Here is a 16,436-nt window from a genome sequence, read left to right on the forward strand (position 1 = left end):
CGCGGCGCTTTACGAAACGTTGACCCCGAAGTCTAGAGCGATGCCTCGCAGGCCTGACGCGTACCCCTGCCCCACAGCCCTGAACTTCCATTCGCCGTTGTGGCGATAAACCTCACCGAAGATCATCGCGGTCTCGCCGGCGGCGTCCTCGCTGAGGTCGTAGCGGGCGAGTTCGCTGCCGTCGGCCTGATTGACGACGCGGATAAAGGCATTGCTGACCTGGCCGAAGCTCTGTCCGCGCAGCTCGGCCTCATGGATCGAGACCGGAAAAATGATCTTGTCGACCTGTTCGGGCACCTCGCCGAGGTCCACGAGGATCGACTCGTCGTCGCCCTCGCCGTCGCCGGTGAGGTTGTCGCCGGTGTGCTCGACGGAGCCGTCGGGGCTCTTGAGATTGTTGTAGAAGACGAAGTACTCGTCCCCCAGCACCCGGCCCGACTGGCACAGCAGCGCGCTGGCGTCGAGGTCGAAGGGCGCTCCTGTGGTGGAGCGCGCGTCCCAGCCGAGGCCGACCATGATCGTTTCAAGGTTCGGCGCGGCCTTGGACAGGGAGACGTTGCCCCCCTTGGCGAGCGTGACGCCCATGTTTTCGCTTCCTCCCCGGTGTCGGTGCGGGCCGCGCTGACGCCCGGCCCGGCTCGCTTTTCAGCACGCGCGGCGCCGCACTCCCCGGACGGGGCGTACGGCGCCGGCGCGGTGTTCGTGCTCGCTCAGACGTTGACGCCGAAGTCCTGCGCGATGCCGCGCAGCCCCGAGGCGTAGCCCTGGCCGATGGCGCGGAACTTCCACTCCGCGCCGTTGCGGTACAGCTCGCCGAAGACCATCGCGGTCTCGGTCGAGGCGTCCTCGCTCAGGTCGTAGCGGGCCAGCTCGTTGCCGTCGGCCTGGTTGACGACGCGGATGTAGGCGTTGCGGACCTGGCCGAAGCTCTGCTGGCGGGTCTCGGCGTCGTAGATCGACACCGGGAACACGATCTTGTGGACATCGGCGGGCACCCCGGCGAGGTTCACCTTGATCGCCTCGTCGTCGCCCTCGCCCTCACCGGTGGTGTTGTCTCCGGTGTGTTCGACCGAACCGTCCGGGCTCTTCAAGTTGTTGAAGAACACGAAATTCTGGTCGTTGCCGACCTTGCCCTGGTCGTTCGTCAGCAGGGCGCTGGCGTCCAGGTCGAAGTCCGTACCGGTGGTGGTACGGGCGTCCCAGCCCAGACCGACGAGGACGGCGGTCAGATTGGGGGCTTCCTTCGTCAGCGAGACGTTGCCGCCCTTGCTGAGGCTGACTCCCACGAGTCCTCCCATAGATTCGAGGGGTACGTAAAAGCTTTGCGCCCCCATCGTGCATGGCATCGGATCAACGAATTGATCCTAGTGACCGGTTCCCACCGATTACAGATGTCGCACTCGGATGCACACGGATGCCCGTCCCGCGGGCGCCCGCGGCACCCCGGAAGCGCGGCTCAGAGGGCGTCGAGAGCCTTGATGTAGTCGTTCAGGTCACGGGCGTCGGGCAGGCCGTTGACGACCGTCCAGCGCACCACGCCCTCCTTGTCGATGACGAAGGTGCCGCGCACCGCGCAGCCCTTGTCCTCGTCGAAGACGCCGTACGCCCGGGAGGCCTCACCGTGCGGCCAGAAGTCCGACAGCAGCGGGTACTCCAGGCCCTCCTGCTCGGCGAAGACACGCAGCGAGAACGGGGAGTCGTTGGAGACGGCCAGCAGCTGGACGTCGTCGTTGGCGAACTTCGGCAGCTCGTCGCGGAGCGCGCACAGCTCGCCGGTGCACACACCGGTGAAGGCGAAGGGGTAGAAGAGGAGGACGACGGCCTTCTCGCCGCGGAAGTCGGAGAGCCTGACCAGCTCGCCGTGCTGGTTCTTCAGCTCGAAATCCGGAGCCTTCGTGCCGACCTCGATCGCCATGGGGTTGCTTCCCTTCCGCTCACGCACAACTGGACGTGACCAACCCTACGCGCCCCGCGGAACGCCTCGAAAACCGCTCCTGAACAGCGCAGAGCCCCCTCCGGAACGACCGGAGGGGGCTCGGCACACAGTGCCCGGACGCCGTGGATCAGCGCTTGGGCGAGACCAGCCGGCTGCCGGTCCAGTCCTTGCCCGCGTTGATGCTCCTCGTCTGGGACAGACCCGCGGTCTGCGCGGCCTCATTGATATCGCTGGGTTCGACGTAACCGTCACGGCCGGTCTTGGGGGTCAGCAGCCAGATCATGCCGCCCTCCTCGAGCAGACCGATGGCGTCCACCAGCGCGTCCGTGAGGTCGCCGTCGTCGTCACGGAACCACAGCAGCACGACGTCGGCGACGTCGTCGTAGTCCTCATCGACGATTTCCTGGCCAATCACGGACTCAATGCCTTCGCGGAGCTCCTGCTCGACGTCATCGTCGTAGCCGATCTCCTGGACCACCTGTCCGGGCTCGAACCCCAGCTTGGCGGCAGGGTTGGTCCGCTCCTCCGCGTGGTCCGCGGTCGCGCTCACGGATTGCCTCCTGTCATCTTTCGGAAAGTTTTGGGACCCCGCGCGTGCGCGGAGCTTTGGGCGTAGTCCACACGGGCCGGGCGGATCGCGCAAGTACCCGGCGGCCGAGACCGCCGAAACGGTGACGATTGGACGCGTCTCACCGCAACCACGACCCCACTGGGACACCGTGAAGTGATTCACACCACAGCGTTTTCCCGGGTTTATCGGGTAATCGCGCGTGGCTGGTCCCTTCGGGGGGCGTCGGGTGTGTGCCGGATGCCGATTCGGGGGCCGTACGGTCGTACGCGAAGGACATTCGGCATGGGCGTATGGTTGCGATTTGGCCGACCTGCGAGTCGGTCCTTTCAGCGCCCATCTCTCAGCGGGTGGTTACCCGACAGTAGAGATGACGTATCCCAGTGACTCGGTACACGATGGAAGACGGCGCGACACAAGGCAGAAACAGCATTCGTCCGCGTGCGCAGCATCAATAGCGTGCAGAGCACGATACGAACCGAACACCGAAGGAACAGCGTGGCTTCCGGATCCGATCGAAACCCGATCATCATTGGCGGCCTTCCCAGCCAGGTCCCGGACTTCGATCCAGAAGAGACCCAGGAATGGCTCGACTCGCTCGACGCAGCCGTCGATGAGCGAGGCCGGGAACGTGCCCGCTACCTCATGCTCCGGCTGATCGAGCGGGCCCGCGAGAAGCGTGTGGCCGTGCCCGAGATGCGCAGCACGGACTACGTCAACACCATCGCGACCAAGGACGAGCCGTTCTTCCCGGGCAACGAGGAGATCGAGCGCAAGGTCCTGAACGCGACCCGGTGGAACGCGGCCGTCATGGTCTCCCGTGCCCAGCGCCCCGGGATCGGCGTCGGCGGCCACATCGCCACGTTCGCCTCCTCCGCCTCCCTCTACGACGTGGGCTTCAACCACTTCTTCCGGGGCAAGGACGACGGCAAGGGCGGCGACCAGATCTTCTTCCAGGGCCACGCCTCCCCCGGTGTGTATGCCCGCGCCTATCTTCTGGACCGGCTCAGCGAGGAGCAGCTCGACGCCTTCCGCCAGGAGAAGTCCAAGGCCCCCTACGGCCTGTCCAGCTACCCGCACCCGCGGCTGATGCCGGACTTCTGGGAGTTCCCGACCGTCTCGATGGGCCTGGGGCCCCTCGGCGCGATCTACCAGGCCCGGATGAACCGCTACATGGAGGCGCGCGGCATCGCCGACACCTCCGACTCGCATGTGTGGGCCTACCTCGGCGACGGCGAGATGGACGAGCCCGAGTCGCTCGGCCAGCTGTCCATCGCCGCCCGCGAGGGCCTGGACAACCTGACCTTCGTCGTCAACTGCAACCTGCAGCGCCTGGACGGCCCGGTCCGCGGCAACGGCAAGATCATGCAGGAGCTGGAGTCGCAGTTCCGCGGCGCCGGCTGGAACGTCATCAAGCTCGTGTGGGACCGCAGCTGGGACCCGCTGCTCGCGCAGGACCGCGACGGCATCCTGGTCAACAAGCTCAACAGCACGCCGGACGGACAGTTCCAGACGTACGCCACCGAGACCGGTGCCTACATCCGCGAGCACTTCTTCGGTGACGACCACCGCCTGCGCGCGATGGTCGAGAACATGACCGACGACCAGATCCTGCACCTGGGCCGCGGCGGTCACGACCACAAGAAGATCTTCGCGGCGTATGCGGCGGCCAAGGCCCACAAGGGCCAGCCGACGGTGATCCTCGCGCAGACCGTCAAGGGCTGGACGCTCGGCCCGAACTTCGAGGGCCGCAACGCGACCCACCAGATGAAGAAGCTGACGGTCGACGACCTCAAGGGCTTCCGTGACCGGCTGCACCTCCCGATCCCGGACAAGGACCTGGAGGACGGCCTGCCGCCGTACTACCACCCGGGCCCGAAGTCCGAAGAGATCCAGTACATGCACGACCGCCGCAGCGCGCTGGGCGGTTATGTGCCGACCCGCGTCGTGCGCGCCAAGCCGCTGCAGCTGCCGGACGACAAGGCGTACGCGACGGCCAAGAAGGGCTCGGGGCAGCAGAAGATCGCCACGACCATGGCGTTCGTCCGGGTGCTGAAGGACCTGATGCGGGACAAGGAGATCGGCAAGCGCTTCGTGCCGATCGCGCCCGACGAGTACCGCACCTTCGGTATGGACGCGTTCTTCCCGTCGGCCAAGATCTACAACCCGCTGGGCCAGCAGTACGAGTCCGTGGACCGCGAACTGCTCCTTGCCTACAAGGAGTCGCCGACCGGCCAGATGCTGCACGACGGCATCACGGAGGCGGGCTGCACGGCCTCGCTGATCGCGGCGGGCTCGGCCTACGCCACGCACGGCGAGCCGCTGATCCCGGTCTACGTCTTCTACTCGATGTTCGGCTTCCAGCGGACCGGCGACCAGTTCTGGCAGATGGCCGACCAGCTCGCCCGCGGCTTCGTGCTCGGCGCGACCGCCGGCCGGACGACGCTGACCGGTGAGGGCCTCCAGCACGCCGACGGCCACTCCCAGCTGCTGGCGTCGACCAACCCGGCCTGTGTCTCCTACGACCCGGCCTACGGCTACGAGATCGCGCACATCGTCAAGGACGGTCTGCGGAGGATGTACGGGGAGAACTCCGAGGACATCTTCTACTACCTGACCGTCTACAACGAGCCGATCCAGCACCCGGCGGAGCCGGCCGACGTCGACGTCGACGGCATCCTGAAGGGTCTGCACCGCGTCGCGGCGGGCGAGAAGGGCGAGCACGCGGCCCAGATCCTCGCCTCGGGTGTCGCGGTGCCGTGGGCGGTCGAGGCCCAGCAGATCCTCGCGGACGAGTGGAACGTCAAGGCGGACGTCTGGTCGGCGACCTCCTGGAACGAGCTGCGCCGTGAGGCCGTCGAGGTCGAGGAGCACAACCTGCTGCACCCGGAGGAGGAGCAGCGCGTCCCGTACGTGACGCAGAAGCTCCAGGGTGCCGAGGGCCCGAAGGTCGCGGTCTCGGACTGGATGCGGGCCGTCCCGGACCAGATCTCGCGCTGGGTTCCCGGCACGTACCAGTCGCTGGGTGCCGACGGCTTCGGCTTCGCGGACACCCGTGGCGCGGCCCGTCGCTTCTTCCACATCGACGCGCAGTCGATCGTCCTCGGCGTGCTCACCGAGCTCGCCAAGGAGGGCAAGGTCGACCGGTCCCTGCTGAAGCAGGCGATCGACCGCTACCAGCTCCTGGACGTCACGGCCGCCGAGGCGGGCGAGGCGGGCGGCGACGCATAACGCCCGGCTGACGGCGCGCAGCGCCCGTACGACGCCCCCGACAGCGCCCCGCTGTCGGGGGCGTCGTACATCGCGCCTCATCGCTCCCAGACCTTGAACGCCCGTACCTGGTACGGGGACCGCGGCACCCAGCTGCCGCCGCCCGGGTAGGTGTCGAATTCGCCGGTCTCGGCGCATTCCGCGCTCTGGTAGGTGGTCACCGGCCGGCCGGTGCGGTTGGCGAGCGAGGCGGCGGCGCTGCCGGCGGGCAGCGGGACACAGCTTTCGATGTCGGTGTCGGAGAGCTCGTAGGTCCGCCGCTTGCCGCCGAAGTCCGCGCCGGGCCAGACGCACAGCTGGCCCGCGGCGCAGTCGCCGGAGGCGGGGGTGGTGCGGCGGCCGGCGGCCGCATGCGCGGCCGGGCTCGCCAGGGCGGATGACACGGCGAGCGCCGCGGTGAGTGCGGCGAGGCCGGTGATGACCGCGGTGGTGTGGGGCGTACGCAGACGCAGCATGGAATCTCCCCCGTGAAGCAGAGCCGTACGGCGATGGCCGTATGGCGATGGCCGTCCGCGGCGGGCGGGATTGCCCGCTGCGGGTTCTGGATCGAGCTTCGCGAGGACGCGGCGCGGTTGCCAAGGCCGTGGCGGTGAGTCCATCCGGATCAGGGATGTGGACGACCGCACGGGCCCCAACACCGTGGCGGGGCTGCGGTGTTGACGACGGCCCCGGTGGCGGGAGGGGCGGCAGAACCGTTCCTCCCCGGGCCGGAGGGGACATCGCGGGGCGTGTGGTGGCGGGGCGCCAACGTGGCGCAGGGGCGGGTTCCCCGGGCCGCCTCATCCGGATGAGTGATGCGGTGCCGGGGACAGGGGTCAGGCGTCCCTTGGCATGTGGCGGCCGGGGCCGCGCGGTGGTCCGCGGGGCCGGGTTGACGCGCGCGGCCGCCCGTACGCACGACGGCGCGCGGCGGGCCGAGGAAGTGCCTCGGCCCGCCGCACGCCGGGTCCCGCTCACAGCGGGTCAGGGAGTGCGCGGATCGGCGAGTGCGCAGGACAGCGCATGCGCAGGTCCGCGGCACGCGGGGGGGTCAGATGTGGCCGACGCCCGCGCCCGCCTCGGCGTTCGCGCCGCGCTTGGTGAAGGTGGCGACGGCGGCCGCCACGATCGCCACGCCGCAGGCGACCGTGAAGGCCAGCCCCATGCCGGAGACGAAGGTGTCGTGCGCGACGGACGTGATCTTCTGGGCGATCTCCGGCGGGGTGTGCTTCGGCACCGGCGCGAGGCCCGCGGAGACGGCGTCGGACAGCTGGGCGGACTGCGCGGGCGGGACCGGCGGGAGGCCGGCCGACTTCCAGTTGCCGGGGAGTTCGCTGTCGACGCGGGACGCCATCACGGCGCCGAGCACGGCCGTGCCGAGGCTGCCGCCGACCTGCATCGCGGCCTGCTGGAGACCACCGGCGACGCCGGAGAGTTCCAGCGGGGCGTTGCCGACGATGACCTCGGTGGCGCCGACCATGACGGGCGCGAGGCCCAGGCCGAGCAGCGCGAACCAGACGGACATCGGGCCGGTGCCGGTGGTGGTGTCCAGGCCGGACATGCCGTACATGGCCACGGCGGTGAGGACCATCCCGCCGACCAGCGGGATCCGCGGGCCGAACTTGGTGATCAGGGCGCCGGCCAGCGGCGAGCCGACGATCATCATGCCGGTGAGCGGCAGGAGGTGCAGTCCGCTGTCGACGGGGGTCATGCCGTGCACGTTCTGGAGGTAGAACGTCACGAAGAAGAGGCCGCCCATGAAGGCGAAGGCCATCAGCACCATCAGGATCGTGCCGGCGGTCAGCGGCACCGAGCGGAACATCCGCAGCGGGATGAGCGGCTCGCGGACCCGGCTCTCCAGGACAGCGAAGAGCACGAAGAGGAGCACCGAACCGCCCAGGAAGCCCAGGGTCTTCGCATCGCCCCAGCCCCATTCGGCGGCCTTGATCAGCGGCCAGATGAGGCAGAACATCGCGCCGGAGAGCAGCGCGATGCCCGGGACGTCGAAGGAGCGCGGGGCGTTCTGCGCGCGGTGGTCCTTGAGGACCAACAGCCCGAGGGCCACGGCCACGATGCCGACCGGGACGTTGATGAAGAACACCGACTGCCAGTTGACGTTCTCGACCAGCAGACCGCCGACGATCGGGCCGCCGGCCGTGGAAGCGCCGATGACCATGCCCCAGATGCCGATGGCCATGTTGAGCTTCTCGGCGGGGAAGGTCGCGCGCAGCAGTCCGAGCGCGGCGGGCATCAGCAGCGCGCCGAAGAGGCCCTGCAGCACGCGGAAGGTGATGACCAGCGCCACCTGGTCGGCGAAGCCGATGGCACCGGAGGCGGCGGCGAAGCCGAGGGTGCCGATGAGGAAGGTCTGCCGGTGGCCGAAGCGGTCGCCGAGCTTGCCCGCCGTGATCAGCGAGACGGCCAGGGCGAGCATGTAGCCGTTGGTTATCCACTGCACGTCGGCGAGCGACGCGTCCAGGTCATGTTTGATGGCGGGGTTGGCGATGGCGACGATGGTGCCGTCCAGGGCGACCATCATGACGCCGATGGCCACGGAGAAGAGGGTCAGCCACGGACGGCCTCGCAGCCCCTTCCGGGGCTCCGGTACGGGAAGTTCCGGCGCGGCGACGGCAACCGGGGTCTGGGAACTCATACGACGAGGCTAATGTCAGCCACTGACAGTTGACAAAGTAATTCATCAGTCGGTAACTGTCATCTAGCTCACAGATATCCTGAGCAGCGAGAACACCGTGGAGAGGCGGCGCAGGATGGCGACCCAGACGCCGCAGGCGGCAACCCCGGGCGGGCTGCGCGAACGCAAGAAGCAGCGCACCCGCGACGCGCTGATCCGTGCGGCACTGGAGCTGTTCACGGAGCAGGGATACGAAGAGACGACGATCGACGAGATCGCGGAGGCGGTGGACGTCTCCCAGCGCACCTACTTCCGGTACTTCGCCAACAAGGAAGAGGTCGTCTTCGCCGTCCAGGAGATGGTGGAGGCCCGTTTCCTCGCCGAGCTGCGCGAACGGCCCGCCGCCGAGGCCCCGTTGACGGCGCTGCGCAGCGCCGTGATGGTCGCCTGGGACGAGATCGGCAGCGCGATCGCGTCGGTGGTGCCGGTGGAGCTGCACATGCGCTCGTACCAGATGATCGAGTCGACGCCCGCGCTGGTCGCCGCGCATCTGCGGCGCTCCTCCGACCTGGAGGAGCAGATAGCGCGGCTCATCGCCGCGCGCGAGGGGCTGGACGTGGACGCCGACCCGCGGCCCAGGGTGGTCGTCGCGGCGTTCTGCGGCGTGATGCGGGTGGCCGGGAAGATCTGGGGCGAGGGGCAGGACTGCAGCGTGGCGGCCATCCGCGAGCTGACGAAGTCCTATCTCGACCACATCGGGCCGGCCATCGACGACGACTGGCGGACCCGGTGACGTGCGACGGCCGCCGGACCTGGTGACGCACCGAGGGGCGGGGCACCGCGGCCGCCGGGCAACCGGCGGAAAATCCGGGAGGAAACCGGGCGCGACGGCCCGGTGAGCTTCCTCACCCGCCAAGGGCGGACGGCACCTCGACGGGACCGCTTCGCACCCCCATATGCCCAGGTCTGCGCGGCCGCGTGCGGGAATGCACCAACCATTGTCCCCTTTGGTCGAAATACCCGCCGCGAAACGTGATATGGCTCACGGCCGCAGCGGGCGCGCTCTCCCGTCTCCTAGGGTGGCTCGCGGTGACTTCCTTCCCGGGCCTTGGCCCCTCCTTCGGTTTCCTGCAGTCCACCGCCTGGCGCGCCGCGCTCGCCTTGGTGGTGGTGTTCGTGATGCTTGCCCTGACCGGCTGGACGGCCATCAGAGGCACCAAGGAGGACGCCAACCCGCTGGCCACCGCCAGATCCGCCTGGCAGCACGCCACCTTCCACGGGCGGCCGCTGCCGGACCCCACGGGCGCCCCTGCCGCCGCCCGCGCCTTCTTCGCCAAGCTCGACCGCCCCGCGCAGCAGCGGCTCGCGTCCCGGTACCCGCTGGTCGTCGGCAACATGGCCGGCGCACCGGTCGAGCTGCGCTACCGCGCCAACCGGAAGGCCATCGACCAGGCCCGCGCCATCGAGAAGAAGCGCATGGGCGACCGCCGGCTCACGCCCGTCGGCCGCCAGACGGCGGGCAAGCTGATGCACCGCCTCGAGTCGATGATGAGCCACCACCGGCAGATCCTGGCGTTCGACCCGGCCGGCAACGGGCGGGCGGCGGAGGTCTTCGGCAACCTCGCGAAGGCCCAGCGGGTCTCCGTCGTGGTGCCCGGTGTGGACACCGACCTCTCGACGTTCGAGCGCACCGCCAAGGCGCTCACCGCGCCCGTCGGCATGGCGCAGTCCCTGTACAAGGCCGAGCGCACGGCCCGCCCGGACGCCCGCACGGCGGTGATCGCCTGGGCCGACTACACCTCACCGGCCGGGCTGGGCGTGGAGGCCGCCACCGGGCAGCTCGCCGCGGCCGGCGCCGTCCGGCTGCGCGCGCTCACCGAATCGCTGCCGTCCGCCGACTCCATCTCGCTGTTCTGCCACAGCTACGGCTCCGTGGTGTGCGGCGTCGCCGCCCGGCAGCTGCCGTCCAACGTCGAGGACATCGCGGTGGCGGGCAGCCCCGGGATGCGGGCCGGAAGCCTGTCGGGACTGGGCACCCACGCCCGGGTCTGGGCGATGCGGGACGCCGACGACTGGATTCAGGACGTGCCCTACTTGGAGGTCGGCGGGCTCGGCCACGGCGCCGACCCGGTCGATCCGTCCTTCGGATCCCGGATCCTGTCGGCGCAGGGCGCCCAGGGGCACGCGGGCTACTTCGCGCCCGGCACCCAGAGCCTGCGCAACTTCGCGCTCGTCGGGGTCGGCGCGCTCGCCTCGGTGAACTGCGCGTCCAACGACCCGGACTGCAGCACCGGACTGGCCTGAGGGGCCGGATGCCGCGGTTCCGGTCGCCGGGAGGTCTTGACGCGCGTAGCGCAAGGTGTCCGGAAGGGGGACGAGCGGGCAACCGCCCGCATACGATGAGCCGCATGGGTGATGTGCTGGCCGGTTTTCACGCCGTCTGGGAGTTCGACACGGACTCCGTACTCATCCGCTTCGAACGGGGGATCCGCAGGCCGAAGCTGTTCCAGGTGCTCGGCGAGCGACGCATTCCGTACGAGGCGTTGAGGTCCGTCGAGCTGACCGAGGGCAGACGTGGCACGGTGGTGCTGCATGCCGTGCCCCGGCACGGCGCCGACCCCCTGATGGAGGCGGCGGACGGGCAGCTCAAGGAGGACGCCGACCCGTACCGGCTGGTGCTGCCGGCCGAGCGCCAGACGCTCGCCGAGTACTACGCCGATGAGCTGCGGGCCGCGCTGCGGCCGGACTCCAAGGAGCCCGTCGATCGCCATCTCGTGGCCGCGCCGGAGCCTCCGCTGCACTTCAAGGCCTATGACGGCAAGGCGTCCTTCGACGGCAGCGCGGTCGCCTTCCGCTGGTTCTGGACGGGTGCGTCGTCGGCCAAGTGGAAGCGCGGCGACCAGAGCTTCACGGTCGGCGAACTGGCCGGGGTCGAGTGGCGTTCGCCGGAGATCTTCAACGGCCATCTGCGGCTGCTGGAGCGCGGGGCGCGCGAGGAGGGGGCCGGCGCCGCCGACCAGGATCCGGCGGCGGTCGTCTTCGGGCTGGGCTACGGGCTGGTCCATGAGTCGCTGCCGTTCGCGGCCGCGGTGCTCCAGGCGGTGCGCGCCGCGGACCCGGCGCCGGACGGACGGGAGCGCGAGCCGGTGCGCCGGGCCGGGGACGCCCGCCGCGACCCGGCCGATATCGCGGAGCGGATACGGCATCTGGGCGCGCTGCACGACTCGGGGCTGCTGACCGACGACGAGTTCAGCGCGAAGAAGGCCGAGCTGCTGGCGGAGCTGTAGCGACCCGGAGACGGCCCGACGGCTCGACGGCCCGACGACTGCCCGGGAACGGCCGGGGCCCCGGACCGCGTTGCCGACCGGCCGGGTCTCAGGGTTGCGCGTCATACCGTGGTACGGCTCATGAGCCCGAACCGTGGACCGTGGTATGACGACCCGGCCGAAGCCGTCCCCTTACATTGACGGTGCGATGTTCAAGCGATCTCCCCTCCCCGCACGCGAACCGGCCCCCGGCGCGCGGCACGAGCCGCCCCACGGCCGGGCGCTGCGCGCCGTGCGGCAGGCGCTGCAGGTGCTCGCCGCCGCGCTCGGCACCCCGACCGATCCCGGCACCCCGTTGTTCGGCTCGGTCCACCGCCCCTGGCTGCGCCGCGTTCCGTACGTCATCGCCTCCGGCTTCGCCTTCGCCCTGCTGATGTCGGGCATCAACGTCCTCGGCCACGACTACGGCCTCAGCGGCGGGCTGGCGGGCGGGCTGGCCACCGCGCAGGCCGTGCCGCTGCTGCTCGCGGTGACGCGACCGCTCCAGGCGTGGTGGGTGATCTTTGCGGCGGACGTCATCGGCGCCCTGACCCTCATCGGCGCCGACCACATCGCGGACCGCGCCTGGCCCTGGCCGCCCACGGCGATCGTCGGCTATCTCGTGCTGATGCTCGCCCTGTCGCTGCGGGAGGGGCGGCGCACCCTCATCGCCGTATGGCTGACGACCGGAGCGGCCGGGATCCTCCTCGAGCTGATCACCCCGCAGCACCGCGTCGACACCTGGGTGCTGCTCTTCGTGCTCTCCGGCGTGATCCTCCTGATCGGCGCCGCCCTGCGGGAACGGGGCGACGCCCAGCGGAAGTTGCTGGAACAGGAGACCATCAGCGAGGCCGAGCGCGCCCGCCGCACGCTGCTGGAGGAGCGCACCCGTATCGCCCGCGAGCTGCATGACGTCGTCGCCCACCACATGTCCGTGATCACGGTCCAGGCCGACAGCGCCCCCTACCGCATCAGCGGGATACCCCCCGAGGCCCAGGAGGAGTTCGGGACGATCGCCGCGACCGCGCGGGAGTCGCTGGCGGAGATGCGCCGGCTGCTGGGCGTGCTGCGCAGCGAGGAGACCGAGCGCCACGGCGGCCCCGAGAAGGCCCCGCAGCCGGGCATCGGCCAGCTGCCGAAGCTGGTCGAGGCGACCGTACGGGCCGGCGTGCCGGTCGAGCTGGTGCTGCCCGAGGAGCCGGTGGCGCCGGAGCCGGCGGTGGACCTTTCGGCGTATCGCATTGTGCAGGAGGCGCTGGCCAATGTGGTGCGGCATGCCCCGGGTGCGCGGACCCGGGTGTCGGTGACGGCCACGGCGGACGGCTCACGGCTGACCGTACTGGTCGTCAACTCCGCGCCGCCGGCGCCCTCCGCGCCCCTGGAATCCCATGACACCGGGCATGGTCTGATCGGTATGCGGGAGCGCATACGGCTGGTGGACGGCTCACTGGACACCGGACCGCTGCCCGACGGCGGGTTCCGGGTCGCTGCCCAGCTTCCGCTGGCGGTGGCCGCACCGCCGCCCGCCCCCGCCGCCTCCCCTGTCCCCGCCCCTCCTCTTTCCACGAAGGACTCCCACTCCGCATGACCACTCGGGTGATCATCGTCGATGACCAGGCCATGGTGCGGGCGGGCTTCGCCGCCCTGCTCGCGGCGCAGAGCGATATCGATGTGGTCGGCGATGCGCCGGACGGCGCGCAGGGGGTGGAGCTGAGCCGCCGGGTGCATCCCGATGTGGTGCTGATGGATGTGCGGATGCCGGAGATGGACGGTCTGGAGGCGGCGCGTCGGCTGCTCGATCCCCCGGTCGGTGTCACCCACCGGCCCAAGGTGCTGATGCTGACCACCTTCGATGTCGACGACTACGTCTACGAGGCGCTGCGCGCGGGTGCGTCCGGGTTCCTGCTCAAGGATGCGCCGCCGGCCGATCTGATCTCCGCGGTGCATGTGGTGGCGGCGGGTGAGGCGCTGCTCGCGCCGTCGGTGACCCGTCGGCTGATAGCCGACTTCGCGCGCCGGCGGCCGGCACCGCACAAGGACCGTGCGTCGCTGCGGCTGAACGGCCTGACCCCGCGCGAGACGGAGGTCCTGGAGCTGATCGCCCGCGGCCTGTCCAACCAGGAGATCGCCGATGCTCTCGTTCTCGCCGAGCAGACCGTCAAGACCCACATCGGCCGGGTCCTGGCCAAGATGGAGCTGCGGGACCGTGCACAGGCCGTGATCTTCGCCTATGAGTCGGGGCTGGTGACGCCCGGGGAACGGTGACGGCGCGGCGGGTCCGCCCCGGTCCGGGCGGCGGGTCCGCCCTGGTCCGCGTGGTGCGCCGCGCCCCTGAGGGGGCCACCACCCCCTACCCCGGTATCACCCGGCAGTTGGCTCCGGAGGGTGACGTCGCGTCAGCCACCCCCTTCCTAGATTTCCCTCTGCCACACCACCGCACGAGGGAGACCCCACCATGTCCGTGCTGCGAACCGCCGCGCTCCGCAGCAAGCGCACGCTCATCGCCGCCGGGCTCGCGGTGGCCATCGCCGCCGGAACGGGCGGCTGGGCGGCCGGTTCCGCACAGACCGCCGTGACCGGTCCGGCGCCGGGCGCCGCCGCCTGGCGCGCGGACCACTCCCTGGGCCGGCCGCTGCCGGACCCGGCAACCGCGTCCCCCGCCTCCGTCGCCCGCTTCTTCGCCTCGCTGACCGGCCCCCAGCGGCATGCCCTCGCGGCCCGTCATCCGCTCACCGTCGGCAACCTCGACGGCGCGCCCGTCCCCCTGCGCTACGAGGCCAACTCCCTTGCCCTGAAGGCGGAACGGGCCCGGCAGCTGACCCGGGCCACCGATCCGGCCGGCACCCTCCAGGACCACCAGCAGGCCAGAAAGGCGGCCGACCGGTGCGCCGAACTGCTCGCGCCCGGCCGCCATATCCTCGCCTTCGACCCCCGCGGCCGGGGCCAAGTGGCCGAGGTGCACGGGGAACTGACCACCGCCGAGCGCGTCGCCGTCGTCGTGCCCGGCTCCGACATCGACCTGGGCACCTTCGACCGTGCGCGGGACCCGTACGGCACCCCGACCGGCATGGCGATATCGCTGCGCCGGCAGATGGCCGCCGAGGCGCCCGGCACCGGTACCGCCGTCATCGCCTGGGCCGGGTACACCACCCCGGTCGGGCTCGGTCCGGACGCCGCCACCGGACGGCTGGCCGAGGCGGGGGCGCCGCGGCTGGCCCGTTTCCTGACCGGACTCGCCACCACCGGGGTACCGGCCCCCGCCGTGCTGTGCCACAGCTATGGCTCGGTGGTCTGCGGCCTGGCCGCACCGCAGGTGGGCCGCGGCGAGATCGCGGACCTGATCGTCTTCGCGTCGCCCGGGATGCGCCGGGACGACGTGGCGGAGCTCGGCACGTCGGCCCGGGTGTGGGCCGCCCGGGACGCCTCCGACTGGATCGGCGACGTCCCGAACGTCGAGTTCCTGGGCCTGGGGCACGGCGAGGACCCCACCGACCCGGACTTCGGCGCCCGCCGGGTCCCCACCGGACGGGCCGAGGGCCACACCGGCTACCTCGCTCCCGGTACCGGCTCCCTCCGCAACTTCGCCGCCATCGCGCTGCGCCGCTACGACGCGGTGCACTGAGGCCGGCGGGCACCGGCCTGTCCCCCGCCTGCCGGGCACCGGCACCGGCCGGGCGACGGCCTCCGGCGTTCCCCCTACTCCCTTACTCCCCTATTCCCTCCCGGCCGAGGTGAACGACATGTCCGCATAGCGCGCACCCGCCACCCGCCCCGCGATCGTCTCCAGCAGGGCGAGGTCCTCGTCGGTGAGCCGGATCCGGGTCGCGCCGGCGTTCTCCTCGACCCGGGTGCGCTTGCGGGTGCCGGGGATCGGCACGACGGCCAGGCCGCGCACCGCGGCCTGCTGCTGGAGCCAGGCCAGGGCTATCTGGCCGAGGGTGGCACCGTGGGCCGCGGCTATCGTGCGGACCGGCTCCAGCAGGGCGGCGTTGGCGGCCGCGTTGTCGCCGGTGAAGCGGGGCTGCCCGCGGCGGAAGTCGTCGGAGGTCAGCTCCTTCTCGGCGTCGACGAAGGCGCCGGTCAGGAAGCCGCGGCCGAGCGGCGAGTACGGGACGAGGCCGACGCCGAGTTCGGCCGCGGCCGGCACGACGCCCTCCTCGATGTCGCGGCTGAAGAGCGACCACTCGGACTGGACGGCGGCGATCGGGTGGACGGCCTGGGCGGCGCGCAGTTCGGAGGCGGTCACCTCGCTCAGGCCCAGGTGCTTGACCTTGCCCTCGGCCACCAGCTCGGCCATCGCGCCGACCGTCTCCTCGATGGGGACGTTCACATCGCGGCGGTGCATGTAGTAGAGGTCGATCTCGTCGACACCGAGGCGGCGCAGGCTGCCCTCCACGGACTGGCGGATGTACGGCCGGTCGTTGCGGATGGTGCGCTTGGCGGGGTCGGCCGGGTCGAGCGAGATGGCGAACTTGGTGGCCAGGACGATCTCGTCGCGGTGCGCCTGGATGAAGGGCGCGAGGAACTTCTCGTTCTCCCCCATGCCGTACATATCGGCGGTGTCGTAGAGCGTGACGCCCAGTGCGAGGGCGCGGTCCAGGGTGGCGCGTGCCTCGTCGGCGTCGGTCGGGCCGTAGGCGAAGCTCATGCCCATGCAGCCCAGGCCCTGGACGCCGACCTCCGGGCCGCCGGTGCCCAGCTCGACCGTTTCGATCTTCTTGCCGGTCGTGGAATCCCCAGTCATGA

14 protein-coding genes are annotated in these 16,436 nt (G+C 70.7%); 7 read left to right on the forward strand and 7 right to left on the reverse strand.

The genetic code is table 11. From position 1 onward, the window contains the following. Window positions 1-9: 9 nt before the first annotated feature. From AC5677_RS12175 to AC5677_RS12190, 4 genes are all read right to left on the reverse strand, one after another. Entirely contained in the window at window positions 10-585 is a 576-nt protein-coding gene (locus AC5677_RS12175; RefSeq protein WP_497195053.1) for a TerD family protein, read from the reverse strand. A 125-nt stretch (window positions 586-710) separates the two neighbouring features. Further along, a complete protein-coding gene (locus tag AC5677_RS12180) occupies window positions 711-1,286 on the reverse strand; it encodes a TerD family protein (RefSeq protein WP_030068391.1) in 576 nt (191 codons plus the stop codon). A gap of 170 nt (window positions 1,287-1,456) precedes the next feature. Continuing rightward, complete coding sequence (locus tag AC5677_RS12185; RefSeq protein WP_497195054.1) at window positions 1,457-1,915, reverse strand: peroxiredoxin; 459 nt, start codon at window positions 1,913-1,915, stop codon at window positions 1,457-1,459. A gap of 148 nt (window positions 1,916-2,063) precedes the next feature. Beyond that, window positions 2,064-2,486, reverse strand: a complete 423-nt coding sequence (locus AC5677_RS12190; RefSeq protein WP_497195055.1) for a DUF3052 domain-containing protein — start codon at window positions 2,484-2,486, stop codon at window positions 2,064-2,066. 516 nt (window positions 2,487-3,002) lie between these two features. Between AC5677_RS12190 and aceE the strand changes: the two genes are divergently transcribed. Beyond that, complete coding sequence (aceE, locus tag AC5677_RS12195; RefSeq protein ID WP_497195056.1) at window positions 3,003-5,735, forward strand: pyruvate dehydrogenase (acetyl-transferring), homodimeric type; 2,733 nt, start codon at window positions 3,003-3,005, stop codon at window positions 5,733-5,735. Window positions 5,736-5,812: 77 nt separating this feature from the next. Here the strand turns inward: aceE and AC5677_RS12200 are convergent, their stop codons facing one another. Together AC5677_RS12200 and AC5677_RS12205 are read right to left on the reverse strand one after the other, a co-directional pair. Then, on the reverse strand, window positions 5,813-6,229 hold the full coding sequence (locus AC5677_RS12200) for a peptidase inhibitor family I36 protein (RefSeq protein WP_497195057.1): 417 nt from the start codon (window positions 6,227-6,229) through the stop codon (window positions 5,813-5,815). Window positions 6,230-6,804: 575 nt separating this feature from the next. Next, a complete protein-coding gene (locus tag AC5677_RS12205; protein WP_497195058.1) occupies window positions 6,805-8,406 on the reverse strand; it encodes an MFS transporter in 1,602 nt (533 codons plus the stop codon). 115 nt (window positions 8,407-8,521) lie between these two features. Here AC5677_RS12205 and AC5677_RS12210 point away from each other — a divergent pair, with 115 nt between their 5' ends. From AC5677_RS12210 to AC5677_RS12235, 6 genes are all read left to right on the forward strand, one after another. Further along, complete coding sequence (locus tag AC5677_RS12210) at window positions 8,522-9,178, forward strand: TetR/AcrR family transcriptional regulator (protein ID WP_497195059.1); 657 nt, start codon at window positions 8,522-8,524, stop codon at window positions 9,176-9,178. Between the two features lie 296 nt (window positions 9,179-9,474). Next, window positions 9,475-10,689 (forward strand): alpha/beta hydrolase, encoded by a 1,215-nt coding sequence (locus tag AC5677_RS12215; protein WP_497195060.1) that lies wholly within the window; start codon window positions 9,475-9,477, stop codon window positions 10,687-10,689. 104 nt (window positions 10,690-10,793) lie between these two features. Further along, window positions 10,794-11,672, forward strand: coding sequence for a DUF4429 domain-containing protein (locus AC5677_RS12220; protein WP_497195061.1), 879 nt, complete (start codon window positions 10,794-10,796; stop codon window positions 11,670-11,672). A gap of 187 nt (window positions 11,673-11,859) precedes the next feature. After that, window positions 11,860-13,278 (forward strand): sensor histidine kinase, encoded by a 1,419-nt coding sequence (locus tag AC5677_RS12225; RefSeq protein WP_497195062.1) that lies wholly within the window; start codon window positions 11,860-11,862, stop codon window positions 13,276-13,278. Continuing rightward, window positions 13,275-13,955 carry a response regulator gene (locus AC5677_RS12230; protein WP_497195063.1) on the forward strand — a complete coding sequence of 227 codons (681 nt, stop codon included), beginning with the start codon at window positions 13,275-13,277 and terminating at the stop codon, window positions 13,953-13,955. Before AC5677_RS12225 ends, AC5677_RS12230 begins: the two co-directional genes overlap by 4 nt. A 190-nt stretch (window positions 13,956-14,145) precedes the next feature. Beyond that, the gene (locus AC5677_RS12235) at window positions 14,146-15,312 is read left to right on the forward strand and encodes an alpha/beta hydrolase (protein ID WP_497195064.1); all 1,167 of its coding nucleotides are present in this window, start codon (window positions 14,146-14,148) and stop codon (window positions 15,310-15,312) included. 90 nt (window positions 15,313-15,402) lie between these two features. Here the strand turns inward: AC5677_RS12235 and AC5677_RS12240 are convergent, their stop codons facing one another. After that, a complete protein-coding gene (locus AC5677_RS12240; RefSeq protein WP_497195065.1) occupies window positions 15,403-16,434 on the reverse strand; it encodes an aldo/keto reductase in 1,032 nt (343 codons plus the stop codon). Window positions 16,435-16,436 lie beyond the last annotated feature (2 nt).

This window comes from Streptomyces sp. JLSY215, assembly GCF_059682825.1.